The 21,085-nt window shown below is 61.1% G+C and carries 17 protein-coding genes; 3 read left to right on the plus strand and 14 right to left on the minus strand.

Annotated elements, in window-relative coordinates:
- Positions 1–70: 70 nt before the first annotated feature.
- Positions 71–574, minus strand: coding sequence for a flavin reductase family protein (locus OSA81_07570; protein MDE0898859.1), 504 nt, complete (start codon positions 572–574; stop codon positions 71–73).
- A gap of 74 nt (positions 575–648) precedes the next feature.
- Between OSA81_07570 and OSA81_07575 the strand changes: the two genes are divergently transcribed.
- Positions 649–1,635, plus strand: coding sequence for a hypothetical protein (locus OSA81_07575; protein ID MDE0898860.1), 987 nt, complete (start codon positions 649–651; stop codon positions 1,633–1,635).
- Between the two features lie 23 nt (positions 1,636–1,658).
- On the opposite strand, the gene rsgA is transcribed toward OSA81_07575, so the two are convergent.
- The gene (rsgA, locus tag OSA81_07580) at positions 1,659–2,585 is read right to left on the minus strand and encodes a ribosome small subunit-dependent GTPase A (protein ID MDE0898861.1); all 927 of its coding nucleotides are present in this window, start codon (positions 2,583–2,585) and stop codon (positions 1,659–1,661) included.
- Positions 2,586–2,710: 125 nt separating this feature from the next.
- The gene (locus OSA81_07585; protein ID MDE0898862.1) at positions 2,711–3,616 is read right to left on the minus strand and encodes an RNA polymerase sigma factor RpoD/SigA; all 906 of its coding nucleotides are present in this window, start codon (positions 3,614–3,616) and stop codon (positions 2,711–2,713) included.
- Between the two features lie 623 nt (positions 3,617–4,239).
- Between OSA81_07585 and OSA81_07590 the strand changes: the two genes are divergently transcribed.
- Positions 4,240–4,470 carry a hypothetical protein gene (locus OSA81_07590; protein ID MDE0898863.1) on the plus strand — a complete coding sequence of 77 codons (231 nt, stop codon included), beginning with the start codon at positions 4,240–4,242 and terminating at the stop codon, positions 4,468–4,470.
- Between the two features lie 314 nt (positions 4,471–4,784).
- Here OSA81_07590 and OSA81_07595 read toward each other — a convergent pair whose 3' ends face one another.
- From OSA81_07595 to OSA81_07605, 3 genes are all read right to left on the minus strand, one after another.
- Positions 4,785–6,083: an HD domain-containing protein gene (locus OSA81_07595; protein MDE0898864.1), complete on the minus strand. Its 1,299-nt coding sequence runs from the start codon at positions 6,081–6,083 to the stop codon at positions 4,785–4,787.
- Positions 6,084–6,414: 331 nt separating this feature from the next.
- On the minus strand, positions 6,415–6,942 hold the full coding sequence (locus OSA81_07600; GenBank protein ID MDE0898865.1) for a dihydrofolate reductase family protein: 528 nt from the start codon (positions 6,940–6,942) through the stop codon (positions 6,415–6,417).
- Positions 6,943–6,963: 21 nt separating this feature from the next.
- Positions 6,964–9,405 carry a penicillin acylase family protein gene (locus tag OSA81_07605; protein MDE0898866.1) on the minus strand — a complete coding sequence of 814 codons (2,442 nt, stop codon included), beginning with the start codon at positions 9,403–9,405 and terminating at the stop codon, positions 6,964–6,966.
- Positions 9,406–9,485: 80 nt separating this feature from the next.
- Between OSA81_07605 and OSA81_07610 the strand changes: the two genes are divergently transcribed.
- A complete protein-coding gene (locus OSA81_07610) occupies positions 9,486–9,779 on the plus strand; it encodes a hypothetical protein (GenBank protein MDE0898867.1) in 294 nt (97 codons plus the stop codon).
- Between the two features lie 231 nt (positions 9,780–10,010).
- Here OSA81_07610 and OSA81_07615 read toward each other — a convergent pair whose 3' ends face one another.
- The 8 genes from OSA81_07615 to OSA81_07650 all read right to left on the minus strand — a co-directional run bounded on the left by OSA81_07615 (position 10,011) and on the right by OSA81_07650 (position 21,073).
- Positions 10,011–11,684 (minus strand): amidohydrolase, encoded by a 1,674-nt coding sequence (locus OSA81_07615; protein ID MDE0898868.1) that lies wholly within the window; start codon positions 11,682–11,684, stop codon positions 10,011–10,013.
- 11 nt (positions 11,685–11,695) lie between these two features.
- A complete protein-coding gene (locus OSA81_07620) occupies positions 11,696–13,186 on the minus strand; it encodes a sodium/proline symporter (protein ID MDE0898869.1) in 1,491 nt (496 codons plus the stop codon).
- Positions 13,187–13,291: 105 nt separating this feature from the next.
- On the minus strand, positions 13,292–14,614 hold the full coding sequence (locus tag OSA81_07625; protein ID MDE0898870.1) for an aspartate aminotransferase family protein: 1,323 nt from the start codon (positions 14,612–14,614) through the stop codon (positions 13,292–13,294).
- Positions 14,611–16,098, minus strand: a complete 1,488-nt coding sequence (locus OSA81_07630; GenBank protein MDE0898871.1) for a CoA-acylating methylmalonate-semialdehyde dehydrogenase — start codon at positions 16,096–16,098, stop codon at positions 14,611–14,613. Before OSA81_07630 ends, OSA81_07625 begins: the two co-directional genes overlap by 4 nt.
- A gap of 46 nt (positions 16,099–16,144) precedes the next feature.
- Positions 16,145–17,737, minus strand: a complete 1,593-nt coding sequence (locus OSA81_07635; protein ID MDE0898872.1) for a M20/M25/M40 family metallo-hydrolase — start codon at positions 17,735–17,737, stop codon at positions 16,145–16,147.
- Positions 17,738–17,794: 57 nt separating this feature from the next.
- Entirely contained in the window at positions 17,795–19,048 is a 1,254-nt protein-coding gene (locus OSA81_07640) for a P1 family peptidase (GenBank protein ID MDE0898873.1), read from the minus strand.
- 14 nt (positions 19,049–19,062) lie between these two features.
- Positions 19,063–19,533 carry an EVE domain-containing protein gene (locus OSA81_07645; GenBank protein MDE0898874.1) on the minus strand — a complete coding sequence of 157 codons (471 nt, stop codon included), beginning with the start codon at positions 19,531–19,533 and terminating at the stop codon, positions 19,063–19,065.
- A 124-nt stretch (positions 19,534–19,657) separates the two neighbouring features.
- On the minus strand, positions 19,658–21,073 hold the full coding sequence (locus tag OSA81_07650) for an MATE family efflux transporter (GenBank protein MDE0898875.1): 1,416 nt from the start codon (positions 21,071–21,073) through the stop codon (positions 19,658–19,660).
- Between the last annotated feature and the right edge of the window lie 12 nt (positions 21,074–21,085).

Below are 21,085 nucleotides of genomic sequence, written 5' to 3' on the forward strand. Positions count from 1 at the left end.
GAGGCCCCCACAAGCAGAGCGGGCAGAAAACCACACCGTGGAGGACGGACCTCCGCCCCGGCCCCCACTCCTAGTCCCCACTTATCGAAAAACGCCCACGATGAAAGACCAGAGCAGGCCGGTCCGAAACTGTGGCGTGCGTCACTCGCCCAAGGATGATCGAATGATCACCCCCACTGAGGATCTCCTGGATCGAGCACTCGAGGGCCGCGACCGCGTGTTCAAGCAGCGGCGCACCGGACGGCCCCTCCGACCATTCGACGGAGTCAAATCGGCCATCTGAAGGGTCGCTCGCAAACTTCGAAGCGATCACAGACTGATCCCCTGCAAGCACATTCACCGCAAAGTGCGAACCACTGACCAATCGGTCGTGACAGCTCGACGTGTGCCCAATGCAGATCAGTACCAGTGGTGGGTCGAGCGACACCGAGGTGAACGAATTGATCGTGAGACCAAATGGCAAGCCTCCGTCCTCCCGCGCCGCAACGATCGTGACGCCGGTCGGATAAGAACCCATGACCTCGCGAAGCGAGGCTTTTCCTTCGTGAGGACCGTCCATTATCAGCTTGCTCACCGGGGGGGCAACGCTAGGTTGTGAACCTCAGGATCCAACTGCGGATCCGGGTGCGTACCGACCCCAAGGGCTTGATGCGAAAGCACTTACTCATGCTCACGGTGATGTTAACCGTGGGTACCGGCTGCGACAATGTAGAGTGGGGCGGCATCGACGTTGAGTTGAAGCCTCCCCCGGAATCTGCGCGTCCAGTCAGCGTCGAAGCTGGGCAAAACGACCCGCCTGGCCCGAAGAACTATTCGGGGCCCCTGCTCTTGGCTGGCATTCGGAACGGAGAACGGGCTGACTTCGTCGTGGTGGGGGAGGTTCATCCTGACGTGCTCAGAGAGTTCCCCGACGCTCGCTTTCCAGAGGACCAAGGTCGACTTGCCGCGTTGACCGCACCGGGAACCGAGTGGGTCCTGTTTTCTGATGGAGTTCGGGTGGGTCGGATGGTGACAGAGGCCTCGGGCCCAGCCCAGGGATTCTGTGGCTCACGTACGGAGGTTTCGGGCGTGGTCGAACTGGTGCCGAGTGCGGCAGGTGCCGAGCGCCTTCTCGCCATGCCGGCATCGGATGTGAGCCCTCGTCCCTACGAGCCCTATCGCGCGATCAGACACCAGTACGACCAGCGAGTCGCCACTCTCACGATCGCGGGCGATGCGCTGCGCGACTACTCAGCAGTCTATCCACCGCTGGGCATGCTCGACGCCCGCGACCACATCCAGGCTTATCAGCTAAGACACGCGCCAGGTGAGGCGGTCGCGGCAACTTTCATGCACGAGGACGAGCTGGCAATCGCACCGCCAGGCCCTCGCGCGTACGCACTGTTCGTGATCGGAGAACAGGACGGTGCGGAGTACGACATGGCGTACTCCTGGTATCGCGAAGTGGACGCCGAGGGTAAGGGCGCACCGCGTTACTTCGATCATCTGGACTGGGATAACGACGGGACTGACGAGATCCTGCTGGATGTCCTCGGAGCCAACCGGCGTTGGTTCGCAGCTCTTGGACGGCGGGATGGGACCTGGGCTCGAACGTTCCAGGATTCTTGTGGATCGAGCTCAGCCGCAGGAGGCTGACCAAGAGCCGCCGCAAAGCACGACTAGCGGACTGCGTTCTCTTCCGCTTCCGCCCTCAGGGTCTGATAGCTCACGTATCGGGACTCGGCGATATGACTCTGCTCGACTCCGTCACGGACTGCGCAGTCCGGTTCATTCAGGTGGGCACAGCCACGAAAGCGGCAGCCGTCTCTCGCTTCCGCGAACTCGGGGAAGCAGGCTTCGACCTCATCCGGTGGAACGGCCCATAGCCCGACATCTCCAAAGCCCGGTGTGTCGGCCACGAGTCCGCCGCATGCTAACTCGATCAAGCGAGACCCGACCGTGGTATGTCGGCCAGTTCCGGTCTTCTTCGATAATGCACCGGTCTTCAGATCCAGCGCTGGATCAATGGCATTGAGCAGCGACGACTTTCCTACGCCGGACGGTCCGATGAAGGCAGACGAACCGGCGCACATCGCCTCATGAAGCTCTGCGAGGCCGCCCTCCGACTTGGCACTCGTTACCAAGACGTCGTAGCCGACGGACTCGTATAGCGGCCGAAGCCGCCGCTCAACTTCTTCCGCGTCGGGAAGGTCGGACTTGTTCAGAACGAGCGTTGGCTGCATCCCGCTCGATTCAACCAGAACGAGCAGTCGATCGATCAGCTGCGTCGTTGCAACGGGCCCGCGGAGAGCAACGATGACGAAGACGCGATCGAGATTCGCAACCAGTATCTTCGCTTCACGTCCCCCACGACCACGGCGCACCAGCTCGGACTGCCTGGGTTCAACCGACTCGATCGTCCAGGTGTCATCCGATGGAGAGATCTCTACGCGGTCACCGATCACAACCCGCCCCCCCGTGCGGACCTCCCTCTTGAGTCGTCCACGCAGCGACGCCTCGACGTGCGGACCGTCTGCCGTCGCTACAACGTACACACCCCCACCCGTCCGGTGAATCGTACCGGACACCCGCCGCGGCTCAGTCACGCTCTAGCCTTCTCGCCTGGTATCGTGGACGCACGAGCCCCCTGCCGGGACTGCAGTCCAGACAGGGGGCTCATCGATCGACTTTCGATCATATACCAGCTATCGGGACCAGGTCCCGGTGACTATCACGCCGCGAACGACTCCAGCGCGGTGCCTTTTTCGCCTTCACGGAGACGGCGAAGTGCACGGTCACGCAACTGGCGGATCCGCTCACGCGTCACCCCCAGCATGTTGCCGATCTCTTCCAGCGTATGCTCACGCTCGCCCTCGAGGCCGAAATACAACCTCAAGACCTTCGCATCACGCGCTTCAAGCGTCGAAAGCGCAGCCGTGATCATCTCTGTGAGGAGACGGCTCTCGACTTCCACCTCGGGCTCGGCGGCTTCCTCTGTAATGAAGCGCTCGACGAGTTGTGAATCTTCAGAGTCTCCGATCGGTGCGTCGAGACGAATCTCGGCGGCGTTCAGCGTCTGAAGGGACTCGACCAGCTCAGGAGTCAGATGTGTTGCCTCAGCCAACTCCTCCGTCGTCGGCTCACGCCCCTTCTCCTGCTTGAGACGCTCTTTCTCACGAAAAATCCGAGCCAAGTCGCTAGCGCGATTCAACGGCACCCGCACTGCCCGGCCGTGATTGGCCAAAGATGCGAGGATCGCCTGACGGATCCACCAGACCGCATAACTGATGAACTTTACGCCCTGCTCGGGATCGAACTTCCGGGCAGCGGTTACGAGGCCGACGTTCCCTTCCTGGATCAAGTCCGTGAGGGAGACGCCTCGGTTCTGATATTTTTTTGCGACGCTAATGACGAAGCGCAGGTTTGCTCGCGCGAGCTCCTGGATCGCCTCCTGATCGCCCAACTGGGCAAGAGCACCGAGTTCTTTCTCACGCTCAGGCGTGATAAGCTCGTGGCGGCTCACATCTCGGAGGTACTGATCGAGGGCGCTCTGCTCTTCGACACTGGCATCAAAGCCGGAAAGGACATTGCCCTTTCCCCGACGCTTCTGACGCTTCGTAGTCGGGGCAGCAGCCATCGCTATTTGTTCTCCATGGGGGTGCTCTCTCGTTCGCCGGCCATCCGACAGTCCAAAGAGGCACTTGGTATCAGGAATAAATGACCCATCCTAAGCCGTCTATCGTTGGGGCTCAGGACAAAGATGTCAAGTCGATTCACTAAAACGACCCTGCCAACTTTACCGAACCGACCGTCGCAGGACCGCGAATCTGAGCCCTTACAGGCCTCGATTCTGCACCACGGTACAACAGTTCCAACACCGCTACAGGTTAGTAACCTTCATATGGGGGCCAGTTCCTCATCGCGCCACCCCCGAGCGTCAAAAAGTCCCGTATTTGCTAGAGAACCTCTATCCTTTTTATCTTGCACCCTGTCCGGTACCAAGGCCTCGTGCCTACGGCCCCCCCGACTTGCCTCACTCCCTCCTTGTCACCGATTCTTCGGACATCAGACGAATCCGGCAGCGGAACGAAGACTCATTCGCTTGGCGCCGTAACAAGTGGTAGCCGTCGTCGCTGACGGGGTGAGCGGACACCCAGATGAAGACGTAGCGAGTCGCATCGCAGCAGATGTCACACTCGAGTTACTGCGGACGACAGTGAGGGCGGCGGTAGGGATCTCGTATCGCGGGTCCAGTCCGCCATGGAGCACGCTGTCATAGCAGCGCACGAGAGTATCCGGGCTCACGCTAAAGTCGAGCCTGACCTGGCCCGCATGGGCGCGACGCTGACCGCGATGGTCGCCAACGGGGAGGCGGGAGCCTTCGTCGCGGTCCACGTTGGCGACTCACCCGCCTATCTATTCCGGATCGGAGTGTTGGCTCAGATCACACGTGACGACACCTGGGTCCAACAGAAGATCGAGAACAAGTGATGGGCCCGGACCAGGCACGGCGAAACCCCTACGCCCACCTGCTGACACCGTGCCTGGGGCTCGAGGAGCCCCCCATCCGCAGGTGCCTTCTGGCCAGTCCGCTCCTGACGATACCTACCTGCTTTGCACAGACGGCCTAGTCGGGATGCTGCAGGATCAGGGATTAGCAACGATCCACTCGGAAACCTTCCGGTCGCCGGGGAAGGCAGAGGAACAATGCACCAAAGCGCTGAACGCCATGCTTGAAGCTGCGAGCGAAGCGGGCGGGCGAGACAACATCTCGGCAGCAATGATTCGGTTCGGCTAGCCGTCAGTCAGGGCGTCGAGACCGGGCGCGTGATGCGCTCTAGTACCTGTTCCGCTGCCACCTCGCGGCGCTCGAATGTAAAGACCCTCAGGACACGCGCCGTTGCATAGAGTTCTCGAGCGACCTTGGGCAAGTCGAGCATTCCCTCGACCCCATCCATATCGAGTCGCTTGATCTCACCGCCACGCTGTTCGACCAGTAGATCCAGCTGGAACATGGCCGGCTTCACGGGAAAGTCGATCATGACCTCCCCGGGCTCCAAGCCGAGATCACTGGCGAGATCGTCCTCGACCGCCCGTTTCCACGGTGAGTCGCCAACCGCCCAGTCTTCGACCTGGCGCCCTGCGAGGTCAGCCGCGGTCAGTTCGAGAGCCCGCTTCGGGAGCTTCCGGTGTCGAAGGGCTGGAAGCCACCGGGTGGCGATCCGCTCCGCGACCTCGCTGTCAGCGTCGAGGACGCGGCGCCCGATCTCATAAAGGAGCTCCTCATCGGTGGGCCCAATGAGTTCTTCGGAGTCGATGAGCCCACCCCGGACAGCCTCTTCGACGATCCGTTTGTAGAGAGCCGTTGCTGCACGCACAGCGTGATGCCAATACACATTCCGGAACATCTGATACTTAGCAAACAGAAGGCTCTCGAGTGAGGCTATCGCCTTCTCGTGCACCCCAACCTCATAGCGCCCCGTGACCGGGTCCTGAAGTAGCTGAAGCCCCTGAAGGAGGCGGGACACGTCCACCTCCCCGTAAGGAACGCCACAGAACCGGGCGTCCCGACGCAGGTACTCCATCTTGTCCAGATCGAGGCTGCCGCTGACGAGTCCGCGAAGCGGGATGTCACTCTCGCCTCGAATCAACTCCGCAATCCGATCAGGTGCGGTGAGGCCCAAGGGAGCCATGGCATCACGGAGGGATGGCGAGGCAAAGAACCTGCGAGACACTTCCTCGTGATGTACGGGCAGATGTTCGGTCGCCAGCTCTTCCAGAGCATGCGAATAGGCGTAGTGCCCGATGTCATGCAGAAGGGCGGCGTAGGGTACCAGCTCCTCGCCGTCCCAGGCCTCCGGCGCCACTCCGCCGCGCTCCCGCAGATGCCGCAACGCGGTCTTTGTCAGGTGATAGACACCGAGTGCGTGGTCAAACCGGGTGTGCGTCGCCCCGGGGTAGACCAGGTGCGCGAGCCCAAGTTGTCGGATGTATCGAAGTCTCTGGAACTCGGCAGTATCGACGATACGAACTGCCGTCGGATCGAGTCTGATCGTATCCCAGAGGGGATCCCGGAGGAGTTTGTCGCCGCCTGTCATCTTCATGCCTCGAAGTCTACGCTCTTCAACGGGCAACTCGAATGCCCTAAACGGCCGCTTGGCGACCGAAAACCACCCTCCCTATCTTCCCGAAGAAACAGCGAAAGCGCCAGCCCTGATTTCGTGCAAGCCAACCCCACACTTCGAGAGCTCATCCGAGCCCGGGTCGAGAACCGACCCGGTATCTATCGGATGATCGGGCCCGACGAGGAATTGCTCTACGTGGGGAAATCCGTGCGAGTCCGTACCGGGTGCTGTCGTATTTTCGGGCGAACAAAGGGGAAAAGGCTTGGGAGCTGATTCGGGGAACGCAGCGGATCGAGTGGGAGTACAGCGATCAGCCCAGATCTGAGACGTCGTACTTCAACAGCACGATGCCAGAGTCGAATACCTCGGAACTGTGCAAGGTGAGAGTCGCGAGGCCGTCGAGCCCGGGCAAAAGAGGGGTCCCGCTCCCAAGCAGAGCCGGGATCACGGCAACCTCGACACGATCGACGAGTCCGGCCTCCAGCATGCTCCGAAAGAGGACACCGCCCCCGAACAGCCAGATGTCCTTCCCATCTTCGGCCTTCATTGCGGCCACCCTGCCGGGGACATCGTCTGAGACCACAGTGATGCGAGGGTCCGCGTCCGCCGGCATTGTCGTGGAAGCGACGCAGACCTTCATACCCTCAAGCACACCGGCACCCTCAGGCGTTCGTGCGATCTCCCAGGTGCCCCGACCCATCAGCAGCGTGTCGAGGGTCGACAGATACGCGGCGAAATCAATCGCGGACTCCGCGATGATCCAGTCGTACCCACCGTCTTTCGTCGCGATAAACCCATCGACGCTCGCCGCAACGGAGTACCTGAGTCGTCGAGTCATCTCAGGATATCCGCAGGACGCCTACCCCGGCAGAAGGTTCATTCGGACGGCGGTCACTTCTTCGATCTTGTTGCGGCTATAGAAGACTGGGAAGAAGTCATCGTTCGCCCAGTACTCGAAGAGATTCCGGTAGAAGCGAGAACGCGTGTCACCACTCTGCCCCGGGGTGTTCATTCCGACCGCGCGATCCCAGTCGCCCGTGTCGATGATGATCCGGAACGACGCGCCGGATGTCTGATTGCTACCATTTCCGGTCTGGTTCACGGTCGAACCATAGCCGCCGCGCGGGAGAGGGCCGGCCTCGAGCACAGCACGGGTACTCGCGTCGACCGCGGTTCCAAGCGGGTGTCGCAGCGTCGCAGAGTGATAGGCGGCCTGGCCGTATTGCCACGCCGACATATCGGCGCCAAGGCGCCCCTCAAGCGTCGCCATCGCGGTGGTAAGCGCACCCGAGAGAAGATCATTTCGCGCGAGCATGGGTTCACGTCCCAGAGTCCCGGGTGGGACCATGATCGTCTCGATAACCTTCCTCAGAGACAGGTTCCCACCCAGTCCCGAAGGCATCAGCGCATCTCGCGTCCGCTGCCGCAGCTCGGCCTCCCACGCGGAGTAAATTGTCGCCTCAATGGAGTGCTTATCCATGACGTAGTCCCAATCCAGAAGCATCTGCCTCGCCCGTTCAGGCTGCCCCATCATGGCCAGGTCATCGAGCATTGGAACCAGTTGACGAGCCGGAATGGAGAGTTCGTCTGTCTGGAGGCGCATCATATCTGCCATGGAGAACCGAGTGCCGCTATCTAGGACCTCGACGATCCGCAGCCACCGGTAGGGGTCTGACCAGCTGAAGCCAACCGCATTCATGTGTTCGTAGTCACGCGGAATCAGGTCGTTATTCGCTGTGGCGAAGTAGCCATCCTCGGGATTCACGACGTGTGGCTTGGAGATGATCGGGAGGTACCCGTCCCATTCATAGCGGCCATCACCGGGGACCGGCACCAGCCCGCTCCAGTTCCGCCGGACGGGAGCAATTCCGACCGCCTGCCAGCCGATGGTGCCGTCGCGGTCGGCCCAGATCATGTTTTCGCCCGGAATGTTGGAGTAGTTACAGGCCGCCCTGAACTCCTCCCAGTTTTTGGCCTGATCCATTCGCAGCGATGCGAGGTACGGCGCTCCGCCAACCTCCATCCAGCCGGCACGGACGGCATAGGCAAGGTTCCGGCCCCCGTCCTCAAAAACGACTGGCCCGTGGCGCGTGTACTTGAGCTCAGCAGTATGTGCGGACTGACCCCTGACCGGAATCTCCTCGGTGATCACGGTCATCTCCTCCCATTCTCCCCGATACCGGTACTGGTTCGGGTTCGACGGGTTGGTCTCGTAGACGTAGAGATCCTCTGCATCGGTCGAGAAAACAGTCAGCCCCCAGGCACCGTACTCGTTGTGCCCAATCGACACCCCCGGAAGGCTCGGCTCACCGCCGCCGATGACGTTCCAGCCGGGACCGACGAGGTGGACCCAATAACGCAGAGACGGGGCGCCCTGCGCACGATGTGGGTCGTTCGCCATGATCGGGTAGCCACTCTCCGAACGGCTCCCGTCGACAACCCAGTTATTCGAGCCGATGTCCTGCTTCACATCGTATGCGACGACCCGAGCGGCCTCTTCCACGGCTCGTTCGAGCATGGCGAACTCGTCACTGCCCGCGCCGCGACCGTCGACGATGTCTTCGGGCGTGAACTGAATCCCTCTGCGGAATGCGTTGTAGAGTTCGAGAATGTCTTCCGACAGCGCGCTTCCGTTAATCGCTGCGTCGAGGTCCAGAAGTGGATCCCCCGGCCCAAAACTAGAAACAGCTTTCACCGTCTCAGCGCCGACAGCAGCAACACGTCGCCCAGTGGCCAGCTCCGCTCCGATGTTGCCGAGAAGACCCTGGTGACGGGAAACGACTACGTCCGGAGTCCAGCGGCCCGGCGTGATCCCGAGTAGATCAAACTCGATGGTCAGGAGGTCCGGATCGCTTTCGGTCTGGGCGATGTAGGCGTTGATCCCGTCCGTATACGCATTGATGATGAGCGAACCGCGGTCGTGGTAGTGGTTCAGCTCCTGCTCAAGGTCCCGTCGGAATTTGAACAGGCGCGTGCCGATGTCTCTCTTCAGCTCTCGCTCGCCGAGGATCTCCGAAACGGTCCCGGTAGCCTGCCTACGCCACATCTCAAGCTGGAACAGCCGGTCGCGTGCGGCATTCCACCCCTGAGCGAAAAATAGATCGTGCTCGGTCTCGGCATAGATATGGCTGACGCCCCACTGGTCGACCAGGATCTCGACGGGTTGCTCCAGTCCCGGGATATCGAGCGTCGTCGATTCCTGACTCTGCAGCGGCCCCGCGGCCCACATAGCGGCAAGCACGACGACACAAACAACCCTTACGCCCGTCAATCCGTTCGACCACTGAGACATCACGCGCATGACCTTTCCTCAATAGAGTTTCGCGGCGTTCAGCGTACGGTTTGCGGCGGCCCCTCACAAGCGATTCCCTGCTCTCGCTCTTGGTCACTCGACAGCTCGACGACCCGCCTCTGAATGGGCTGGCCGCGGCTGAGGCCATTCTGGTTCGGAGCAACCGCAACTGGCATACCCACAGGATGGGCATTGAAGGCGGTGAAGACCTCCCCCAGACACTCGAGACTGGAATGGTACTGGCTTACGAGCCGGGATTCTGGGTCGGTGCCGACGCCTACTACCTCGAAGACATGGTGCTCATCACGGACAGCGGCCATCGCGTCCTGAGCGCCAACCTTCAGTACTGGGCCTCGGACATCGAGGAAATGATGGCCCGCTGAGTACAGCGCCCAGCTCGGGTCACCCGTCTGGAGCGTGAACATACCGGTTGCACGACGCTGTCTTAGGAGTCCTTCGACCTCGCGGGCCGCCCCGACGTACATCGATACGCCCCCTACAACCGCCTCATGCGCGCGACAGCAGCCCCACTCCACCTGGACCGAGTTCCCGCTCTATCGAGTACCGTCCCGTCAGAGCGTTTTGTATCGCCAGGAAATGGGCGTCCATGTGAGCTACGCCTGGTAGACCGTCCTGCCCCCGACTACGGTACGCACGATCTGAATCTCCTTGATCCGATCCGGATCCACGTCGTAGGGGCTCTCGGCGAGCAAAACGAAGTCACCCAGCTTCCCGGCAGTGATTGACCCCTTCAGTGACTCCTCGTGTGACGCGTACGCCCCGTGCATGGTACAGATTTTCAACGCCTGATCGAGTGACACGCGCTGGCTCGGACCCCAGACACGCCCGGCGAAGTCCTTCCGGGTCACCATCGATTGAAGTGCCATGAGCGGCTCATAGGGGCCCGGACTATGGTCCGACGCCGGAGCGACCATAATGCCATAGTCGAGGAAGGACTTGTGGGCGAACATCCACTCCATCTTCTCCTCGCCGTATTCGATCCACTTCTCGCCATGATAGTGCGCGTAGGTGTAGAACGGGGCCGGGATATAGGCACCGTCTGCGATCCGCTGCAGCAACTGCGGGTTCACCAGCGAACAGTGCTCAAGGCGATGGCGGGTGTCGACTCGTGGGAATTCACTCGCCATACGCTCGTAGGCGTTCAGGACCATGTCGATCGTGACATCACCGTTCGCATGGATCGCGACCTGCCAACCTGCACGGTGCGCGACCTCGACGGCCTCCTGAATCTCGTCTTGAGTCATCGTAAGGATGCCGAGATCGTCCGGCCGCCCTGCATACGGAGTGCTCATCGCCATCGTGCGCTCCGAGGCGGAGCCGTCAGCCGCGTACTTGACCGGCCCGATCCGGAGCCATTCGTCTCCAAACCCGGTTCGCACGCCGGACGGCCGTAACTGATCGAACAGCCCGCGGCCGGCGAAGAGGTTCATGCGAAGGCTCAGATCTCCCGCTCCCCTCGCGTCCTGGTAGGCCGTCAGATCATCCGACCCAGTACTAGCCTGATGCACGGAGGTGAGACCCGATTCGTTCATCTTGGCACATATCGCGGCAACCCCGGCTGCTCGCTCCTCAGGGGTCGCACTGCGTGGGATGGTAAAAGCCCCGCGCGCACTCTCCGCCACCTTACCCGTCAGTTCTCCGCCTTCCCGATAGAAATGTCCGCCGAAAGGATCGGGCGTGTTCACCGTCACGGTCGCGGTTTCGAAGGCGCGGGAGTTGTACACACCCGTGTGACCTCCGCGATGCCCGACCATGATCGGATGATCGGTGCTGACGGCATCGAGGTCGAGTCGATTGAGCGGCCGCCCTTCTTCCTGCTTCGTATCGTCGTACATGAAGCCGACGATCCACTCACCCGGGGGGGTCACGGCCGCACGATCTCTCAGAGCAGCTTGAATGCGAACGACGCTGCCCAGATTTGTGTTGACGTTCTTGAGCTCATTCAGGCCCGCACCGGACGGGTGCGAGTGGGCATCAATGAAGCCTGGCAAAACCGTGGCACCCGCAGCGTCGATGACCTGAGTGCTGGCCGACGCCATGTTCCGGATGTCAGCACTGGACCCAACGGCCACGAAGCGATCGCCCTTGATCGCGAAGGCTTCGGCCTGCGGAGTGGAGTCGTCCTGGGTGAGCACGTTCGCGTTGACCACGATCAGGTCCGGAGTGTTGCTCCCGCTGGACGACCCCGCCACGCATCCGGTTGTGAGCCCCGCCGCAGTTGCGGCGGCACCGAGTCCAAGAAATTGCCTGCGATCAAAGTCCGTCATGGCAGTCCTCTCTAGCTGCGGGTCCCAAAAACAGGACCAATGGTTTCCTGAACTGACTCGAATTCCGCTACCGCATCAGCATCTACCTTCGTCACGAGACTGACGAGCACGCACGCCAAGAGCCCCGCGATGAATCCCGGAATCATCTCGTACAGATCGTAGTAGTCCGCCTTGAACACACGAACCCAGATCACCGTGGTCGCGAATCCGGCGATCATGCCCGCGACCGCGCCCTCTTTCGTGGTACGCTTCCAGAAGAGAGAACACAGCACCACCGGGGTGAAGGCACAGGCGATACCCGACCATGCGAAGAGCACGAAGTCGAAGATGACCCGGACCTCGAGCAGGGCGACGACGAGTCCGACGAGCCCGATTACGACAGTCACACCTTTGCCCAGCAACGAGAGCGTACGCTCGCTCCCCTGAAAGCCCAGAGCTTTCTGCATCACGTCCCGGACGACCGCCGATGACGCCAAGATCAGCAGAGAGTCCACCGTCGACATGATGGCCGCCAGCACCACGACCAGAAACACGCCCGTGAAGAAGTCCGGAAAGAACGCTGCGCTCATTTCTGGCAGGATCGTCTCCGGATCCGCGAGCCCCGGGAACAAGGTGCGACCCGCCATCCCGCCGAAGACGGCACCGACATCGAATCCTATCACGCACAGTACTGCCCAAAATCCGCCGTCCACGATCTGCTTCTGGTCTCGTGCCGCCATGAATCGCGTCAGCAACTGCGGCGACCCTAAGAACGCCAATCCAATCGCTACGGAGCCGGCTGCGCTGATCACGCCCGCGAGTGTCAGCCCGTAGGATCCCATCGGGTCGAGCAACGCGGGATCCGTCGCGCGGAGAACGGAAATCATCTCGCCCCAACCACCTGCTGCAGCGATTCCCACGATGGGCAGGGTGATCAGGCACCCCAGCATCAAGACACCCTGAAGGAAGTCGGAATAGGCGACAGCCTTAAAACCGCCCACGGTTGTATAGAACAGAACGATTCCCAGACCGATCCAGACGCCTTGAGTGTAGTCGAGTCCGAGGAAGGACTCGAAGGCCTTCCCAGACGCGGTCAACTGGGCGGCGGTGTAAGCCATGACCATGCTCAGCACGATGCTCGCCGAGACCCACCGGAAGACGTGCTTGGTATCGCGAAAGCGTTCGGTCAGGTAGTCGGGAACCGTGATGGCATCGTAGCGGTCCGTGTATTCCTTGAACGGGCGCGCGACCCAGATCCAGGCAGAGGCTACGCCGAGCACCTCACCCAAGATGATCCAGAACGCATGGACTCCGACCGCGTACCCCATGCCGGTAAGGCCGAGAAGAAGCCACGCACTCTCACCAGTCGCATTTGAACTGAACGCTATAACCCACGAAGGCAGCTTCTTACCCGCCACGTAGTAACTCTTCAGGTCACCGGACTCTCTTCCGCCCCAAAATCCGATCAGAAGAAGGATCAACAGATATCCGATCACGACGCCCAGAATCGTGGAGGACATCATGTGTCGGTCCTTCGGTCTCTACGTCGAGCTCGATAGAACGCGATCTCGAGGCCGAGCCCCAAGCCCACAGCCACGACCAGCAAGATCCAGGCATCGAGCGGCATATCAGCCCCCAACCTTGTCGACCGCTTTCCCGAGCTTCTCGATCCCCTCTGCCATCTCCGCTTCAGTGATCAGCAGAGAAGGTCCGATTCGGATCACGGTGCCGTTAAGACCACCCTGGCCAATGAGCACACCCTCGTCCCGCGTGGCGTTCATGAGCCGTGCCGTGCGTTCCGTGTCCGGCTCCTTCGAGACCGGATCCTTAACGATCTCTATACCCTGCATCAGTCCCATGCCCCGCACGTCACCGATCCAGGATGGGTGCCGCTCCTGCATCGCCAGCAATCCCGCTCGAAGCTGCTCCCCGCGCTCCTGCGCGTTGTGCGGAGCGTCGTGGAGGCGCATCTCGTCCTGCGTGGCGCACAGCGCGGCCATCGAAACTGGATTGCCGCCGAACGTCGAGATCGTCTTTCCCTTCCAGGCATGTGCGATCTCGTCGGTGGTGATCGTGGCACCAACTGGCGCTCCGTTCGCGATGCCCTTGGCCATGACCATGATGTCGGGCACGACACCCCAGTGCTCGATACCAAACCAATGCTTTCCGGTCCGCGCAAAGCCTGACTGAACCTCGTCGATAATGAGAAGGCCCCCGTACCGCCGAATGACTTCAGCCGCTTTTTGGAAGTAGCTTGGAGGGGGCACGACGTAGCCAGCTACGCCCATGATGGTCTCTGCGATGAACGCCGCTGGACGACCGTTGGTGGTCGTCATGATGACCTCTTCGAGGTCGTCGACGAACTTGTCGACGCAGGTGTCGTCACACGGCTGCTTGTACGGACACCGATACGGATTCGGGCTCTTGGCGTGCTTGATACCCGCAACCGGTGTCGCGAGAGGGCGCCAGCCGGAGTGTGCAGTCACACTCGTCGCCATGAATGAGCGACCGTGATAGCCGACCCGGAGCCCAATGATCTCGCTGCGGCCCGTCGCGAGACACGCCATCATGAGTGCCGTCTCGATGGCCTCGGTGCCGGAATTACTGAAGAAGGTACGCTTCAGATTTCCGGGGGAGATGTCAGCGATCTTACGCGCGCCCTCGACGTGCGCCTCGCTCGCATAGAGCGTCGAGACATGTCCGAGTTTGTGCATCTGCTTCGACGTAGCCTCAAGCACTTTCGGGTTGCAGTGGCCGACCGAGGTGGTGAGGATGCCGCTGAACAGATCGAGATACTCTTTGCCTTCCGGGTCACGAACATAGACGCCTTCCCCGGACTCTAGGACGAGCGGCTCGTCATAGAGATGAAGCATCGCCGGAAGCAGAAACTCCCGCTGACCGTGGACGGTCTCTGCGCTTGTAATTCCACTTGCCAGTCCCTGAGCACTCATGGCTTTGTGATCCGGTGAGGATCAGCCTGGCCGACCGACCAGCGTGAGATGACCACGCGCTGATCCGTGTAGAAGGAAATCCCGTCACGTCCGGCTGCCTTGAGATCGCCGAAGAATGACTGCTTGGAACCACCAAAGGGGAAGAACGCCATTGGTGCGGCAACGCCGATATTCACCCCGATCATGCTGATGCCGGCCTGGTAGCGGAATTCTCGCGCTGCATATCCGCTACTGGTAAAAATCGAGCAAGCATTTCCATATCGACTCGCATGCATCATGGCGATTGCCTCCTCGACATTGTTCGCCCGATTGATGCCCGCGACGGGACCAAAGATCTCTTCCGTCGCGACGGACATGTCCGGAGCGATGTCCTCGAAGACCGTCGGGCCAATCCAGTAGCCGCCCTCGAGCCCATCCACCGTCTGGCCTCGGCCGTCGAGCGACAACTTCGCACCCTCGACGACTCCCTTATCGATATAGGAGTTCACTCGGTCACGATGTGCAGCGGAAATTACAGGCCCCATGTCGGTGTCCGGCTCTATGCCATCCCCAACTCGAATCGAAGCCGCATGATCCAGGAGCCTCTCTCGGATCTGGGCATGCGCATCCCCGACACCGATCACCATGCTCCCGGCGAGACAACGTTGACCCGTTGATCCGAAAATAGACCCGGCGCACGCGTCGAGCGTCGCGTCCATATCCGCATCCGGGAGAACGATCAGATAGTTCTTGGCGCCTCCGAGGGTCTGCGCACGCTTCCCAGACGCGGTGGCCCGGGTGTACACGATCTTGGCAACATCACTCGATCCAACGAATGACACTCCAACGATGTCCGGATGGTCGCAGATCGACTCGACCGCCTCCTGGCCACCGTGCACGATGTTCAGCACACCAGGGGGAAGGCCGGCCTGCTCAGCGAGCTCAACGATCTTCTGGTGCGTGAGCGGATCCTGCTCGCTCGGCTTGAGCACTACGGTATTGCCCGTCGCAATCGCGTATGGCCAGAACCAGAGAGGAATCATGACCGGGAAATTATACGGGGTGATGATTCCGAAGACGCCGAGTGGCTGTCGCCACGTAGCTGAGTCGATCCCCTTGGAGATCTCCTCCACGGTGTCACCCATCATCAGAGCGGGAATGCCACACGCGTGTTCGATATTCTCGATGCCCCGCTGCACCTCGCCACGCGTCTCGGCCAGGATCTTCCCGTGTTCAGTCGTGAGCTGGATGGCCAGCTCTTCTTTGTGCTCTTCCAGCAGAGTCTTGAGGCGGAACAGCACCCTCGCCCTGACGGGCGCAGGTGTCGAACGCCACATCGGGAACGCCGTCTTCGCGGCCTGAACAGCGGCATCGACGTCCGCTCTCGTGGAGAGTGGCACACGACCGATTTCCGCACCCGAGGCCGGATTTTTCAAAGAGAGCGTGTCTGTCCCCGACGACTGTCTCCAGCCGCCACCTACATAGTTCCGTACGAGCCTGCTCATGTCGCTTTCCGCCGAGTCGTGGGGGTTCTGATCGTGATTCGCATAACTACATCCGCGGGCTGTTCTGTGAACTGCGCATGGCAGGCGAGCAAGTCGGCCATTCGCCTGGCTGCCCACCACGACCCGCAATGACCGTGCGCCTCGTGCGATCCACGAAGTTCGGGTCCTCCGAAGCCAGATATACGAGGGACGCCGTCAAGACTGCGTTGTTCTTCAGGTCGTCAAAAATGAGCTTGTCGAAGGTGTCGCGGTGTGTGTGCCATGTGTGCGAGCCGTAATCCCAGGACAAGGCACCAAGGCTGAAGCCCGGGGCGCCGTGACAGACAAACGAGGCATAGTCAGAGCCGCCCCCGCCCGGATTCCCGGGGAGATCCAGCTCGACATACTGCGAGACCTCCTGTGGGACCTGCGACATCCAGCTGGCCAGAGAGCCCGTCGCACCGGTGAGTCCCTGCGCGGAAATTCGAACCACACGCCCGGTGCCGTTGTCCTGGTTCCAGAGGGCCTGCAATCCCTCGACGACCTCAGGATGGTCCTCTGTGTATGCGCGGGAACCGTTCAGACCCTGCTCCTCGCCACTCCATAGGCCGACGAGAATCGTGCGCTTCGGGTTCGGATACGCTTCACGCAGAATCCGCATCGTCTCCATCATGAGAACGGAGCCGGAGCCGTTGTCCGTGGCACCGGATCCACCTTCCCACGAGTCGAAATGAGCGGAAAGCATTACGTATTCGTCCGGCCACTCCGATCCCGCGATCTCGCCGATCACGTTGAAAACCGGAACCTCACCCCGGTTCTCAGCCTCCGCAGTGAGTCGCAGTAAGGGTGCCTGCCCATTGGCGGCCAACCTGTGGACCAGGCTGTAGTCCTCACAGCCCAACTCGAAGGTCGGCGTCTCGCGATTATACGCGTTGAATACCCTCGTCGTCCCGTAGGAACCCGGCCACTGCGACGTAACGATTCCAGCGGCACCGGCCTCTTCGAGCTGAGCGTGCAGGTCTCGTCGTCGTCCGTCGGTCGAGCCGGTTGCCGCGAGGCTCTGATTCCACGCTCGGCGCACCATCGTGCGCTCTTCCTCCATGCGCTCCATCGAACCCGCCATGCCGAACTCTTCCCACTGCTCATTAGCGCGACACGTCGACTCCGGCGCGGACATCATCACCCACTTACCGCTCACCGTGCCGAGAAAACTCTGCCAGTCCGCAGGTGAACTGATCGGCGGCAGATACGTCACTTCACCTTCGACCGGGCGTCCATTCGTCCCCGGACTCCAGGCAAGAATCCGGCCTTCGAGGGAGCGCACGCGAGGCGAGATCAGATCCACATGACTTACGCCACGATCCCAGCCCTCCCAGGTGCCATACTGCTCGAGCTCGGCATCGACACCCCATCGCCGCATCGTCTCGACCGCCCAACGCTGGGCGGCCTCGATTCCGGGCGAGGCCGTCAGGCGAGGTCCGATTTCATCGAGCAGGACCTGTGAGAGTGCCTCGAACTGAGAGTTGTTCATGCCCTCGTCCCAGATGCCCTGCAAGACGGGGTCATCCGTCGCCAGGCGCTGAGCTTCGACCGCGGCCGGAAACGCGGTGAGTCCGGCCACGGCAGCCGCGACCCATGTCATCGTTCGAATCTTCATCATCAGGTCCTCAGTGTTCGGTTCAGTAGTTGTAATGCTGATTTGTACCACTCGCTTGGCTCAGCGCGAGTCATTCGCCTGATTCGCGCGTTCGATGATCACCCGGAGTCGACCCTGCGGGAGGGCCGGGACCGTATAGCCGTTGACTCCCGTAAGTGTCTCCGCAGCGAGCATGGCGTTGAGGATGGCTTCCTCGGTCGCGTGCACAGATGCGGAGATGAACGGGTTCAGTTGGTCGTTGGGAAGCATCTCGAGCCCGACCACCTGGCCACGCTCAGCCGCGGCCGCTCGGTTCGCGGTGCTAAAGCCGATGAAAATGTCACCCGACCCGTTGTAGCCCATCCCGCCAATCCGAGCGAGGCCCATCGTCGTGCGTGTGACGAGGCGCTTGATCTGCGTAGGGAGAAGGGGCGCGTCGGTGGCGAGCACGATAATGATAGAGCCGGTGATCTCGGGTACCGGTTCGAGAATGCCGCCGGCGTCGGGCACGGTAGTAGGGGTGCTAGTGTCCAACCGATCCGAGTCCTCTGCCTCGTCGCACCACGGGGCGCCAGAACGACGCACATCCGCTGGGATCGATCGGTCTGAATAGCACGAAACGGGCTCGGGCATCATCTCGCCAACGGGCACGCCTGCAATTCGAAGGTCCCTTCTCGCACCCTGGTTGCACTGGACGAGGACGCCAACGGTGTACTCCCCGACCTGACGCGACGACGACCCGATGCCACCCTTGAAGCCGTGGCAGCGCATGCCCGTTCCGCCACCAACCGCCCCCTGGGTCACGGGACCAGACCGGGCGCCGTCAAGGGCAGCAAACGTGTGCTCCTTGGTGACGTGAAAGCCATTGATATCGTTCAGACTTCCGTCATACGTCTCAGCGACTACGGGCAGCGCCCAAAGAAATGTCGGGTCACGCTCGCGGTTCCACTCGATCACCGCGTCACGGACAATCCCAACGCTGTGCGTGTTCGTGATCAGGATCGGGCCCTCGAGAATCCCCGAATGCTCGATCCATGTCGTCCCAGTCATCTCGCCGTTGCCGTTGAGGCTGAACCAGGCCGCAAACGTGGAGTCGCCTGCCGCCCGCCCCCGTGGCAGGATCGCGGTGACACCCGTCCGCACCGGACCCTCGCCCACGACGAGGAGCCCCTCGCCCTCAATGATCGTCGTATGACCGACCTCTACGCCCGATACGTCAGTGATCGCGTTATAGGGACCCGGCTGGCCCTCGAGTCGAATTCCAAGCTCTCGAGCGTCAGGGACGTTCTGCCCGACGACTGGAAAGCTCGCTGCAAAAACAGCGACAACCGCCATGGCCGGGAGAGCCCTCACTTCAAGCCCGCCATCTTCGTGACATAATCGAACTCGGTCTTCTTCACGGACTGCACGGAGAGGCGACCGTATCGCACCAGTTCCATGTCGGAGAGCTTCGGGTCGGCCTTGATTTCATGCAGACTGTATGGCTCCTCGACGTTCGCGACTTTTGACACGAACTCGACGTCGACCATGGACCACCGTGGGTTCTCCGAATCCGACTTAGCGTCGAAATACTTGCTCTTCGGGTCCCAGGCGAAGTGATCGGGGTAGGCCTCTTTACAGACCTGGGCGATTCCGACGACGCCCGGCGGCTTCGCGTTGCTGTGGTAATAGAGGACTTCGTCGCCGACCTTCATTTTCCGCATGTTGTTGCGGGCCTTGTAATTCCGGACGCCGTCCCAGTGGGTGGATCCGTCTCGCTCCAGATCTGCGATGGAGTAAACGTAGGGCTCGGACTTCATCAGCCAGTACTGCTTCGGCATGTGTGTGCTCGCGTGGAGTCAATCCGTCTTTCGCGGACGCCCATAATGGGGAGGCGAGCACAGGATCGCGAGGCAGCGACCTAGCTTTAAGCATCGGCCTCGGTGTCAGGCCGACGAGTTGTCGTCAGGCCGGTTTCGCGACATCGATGTCGACCTCGATGTCTCGCCACTTCTCGCGCCTGAACACGATCACGCTCAACACCGCACGAGTCATGTGACCCAGCACGATCGCCAGCCAGATATCAGACGGATCGAGGGTCGAGAAGGTCTGTATGGAGAAGCAGATGCCTAGCGGAATCACGATCTGCGAAACGATCGAGATGTACATAGGACTCTTCGTGTCTCCGGTGCCCTGGAGACCACCTGTATACGCGAGGGCCACGGTAATGAAGAGTCCCGAGACAGCGAGGTAGCGGAGCAGTTCAACACTCAATGCGAGAACCGTCGGGTCATCCATGCCAAAGAGCCCCAGTAGCTGGTATGGCACGAGGAAGAACCACACTCCGATACCTGCTGCAACCGAGAGCCCAAGGCCAGCAGCCACATGGACCGACCGCGCGGTTCGGTCTGGCTGCCCGGCCCCCAGATTCTGCCCGGCAACTGCGGCGGTGGCGCCCATGATTCCAACGGATGTCCATGTAATGAAAGAAAAAATCTGCGTGTAACTGACTACATAGGCAGCCTGTGCCTGAGCGCTCGCAGCGAGTGACCCGACGAACGCGAGCATCAGCACTCCACCCACATTCATGGCGACGCCCTGAATACCGGTCGGCAGGCCGAACTTGAAGAGCTGCCGGATGACCTTCCAGTCAGGTGCCCATCCCATACCCTTGTGGAAGGCAACGACCCAGCCTCCGCCGAACAGTCGGATGAGCGCATATACGCTGATCACGCCACCGGCGATGACCGTGCCCATCGCTGCGCCCAGCGTCCCGAAGGCCGGAATCGGCCCCAAACCCCGAATGAAGATCACGTTCAGTATGATGTTCAGCATCGTCATGACGACGCCAAGGCGAAGCGGTGTCTTCGCATCGCCGGCCGAGCGCAAAGCCCCGCCGATCATGAAGAACATCAGCATACCGAACGAGAAGACGAACATGGTCCGGAGGTACGGCAAGGCTTCCGCCTGGACCTCGGGTGTCGCGTTGACCAGATCGAGGAGCATCGGTGAAACGAAATATCCGATCGGAGCCAGAACGAAGCCGACCATCATGACCGACGTGAGGAAGGCCTGGTAAACCGTCCGGTTCACCTTCTCGGGTTCATTCGCCCCGGTAAAGCGCGCGACCAAGACGCCCATCCCTGTGAAGAGCGAGCTGATGAAGACGACGATGACGAGAAAGATTTGCCACGAAACGCCGATCGCCGCGTTTCCCGTGTATCCCACGTAATTTCCGACCATCGCGTGATCGACGAGCCCCTGAAGGCCGCCAATGAGGTTCTGCAGCATCGTCGGCCACGCAAGCTTCCACACGGCACCCCGAATCGGGCCCTCGACGATGGAGCGGTCGAAGGATTTTCCCGTCTCCGAAGCGCTCAAGCAATCACCGCG

This window comes from Longimicrobiales bacterium, assembly GCA_028823235.1.
GTDB lineage: Bacteria > Gemmatimonadota > Gemmatimonadetes > Longimicrobiales > Gaopeijiaceae > UBA2589.

Bases quoted from the DNA above. Each gene is read 5' to 3' on its own strand.
- OSA81_07575 (MDE0898860.1), top strand. From the start codon at position 649: ATGCGAAAGCACTTACTCATGCTCACGGTGATGTTAACCGTGGGTACC.
- OSA81_07585 (MDE0898862.1), bottom strand. From the start codon at position 3,616: ATGGCTGCTGCCCCGACTACGAAGCGTCAGAAGCGTCGGGGAAAGGGC.
- OSA81_07590 (MDE0898863.1), top strand. From the start codon at position 4,240: ATGGAGCACGCTGTCATAGCAGCGCACGAGAGTATCCGGGCTCACGCT.
- OSA81_07595 (MDE0898864.1), bottom strand. From the start codon at position 6,083: ATGAAGATGACAGGCGGCGACAAACTCCTCCGGGATCCCCTCTGGGAT.
- OSA81_07600 (MDE0898865.1), bottom strand. From the start codon at position 6,942: ATGACTCGACGACTCAGGTACTCCGTTGCGGCGAGCGTCGATGGGTTT.
- OSA81_07605 (MDE0898866.1), bottom strand. From the start codon at position 9,405: ATGCGCGTGATGTCTCAGTGGTCGAACGGATTGACGGGCGTAAGGGTT.
- OSA81_07615 (MDE0898868.1), bottom strand. From the start codon at position 11,684: ATGACGGACTTTGATCGCAGGCAATTTCTTGGACTCGGTGCCGCCGCA.
- OSA81_07620 (MDE0898869.1), bottom strand. From the start codon at position 13,186: ATGATGTCCTCCACGATTCTGGGCGTCGTGATCGGATATCTGTTGATC.
- OSA81_07625 (MDE0898870.1), bottom strand. From the start codon at position 14,614: ATGAGTGCTCAGGGACTGGCAAGTGGAATTACAAGCGCAGAGACCGTC.
- OSA81_07630 (MDE0898871.1), bottom strand. From the start codon at position 16,098: ATGAGCAGGCTCGTACGGAACTATGTAGGTGGCGGCTGGAGACAGTCG.
- OSA81_07635 (MDE0898872.1), bottom strand. From the start codon at position 17,737: ATGATGAAGATTCGAACGATGACATGGGTCGCGGCTGCCGTGGCCGGA.
- OSA81_07640 (MDE0898873.1), bottom strand. From the start codon at position 19,048: ATGGCGGTTGTCGCTGTTTTTGCAGCGAGCTTTCCAGTCGTCGGGCAG.
- OSA81_07645 (MDE0898874.1), bottom strand. From the start codon at position 19,533: ATGCCGAAGCAGTACTGGCTGATGAAGTCCGAGCCCTACGTTTACTCC.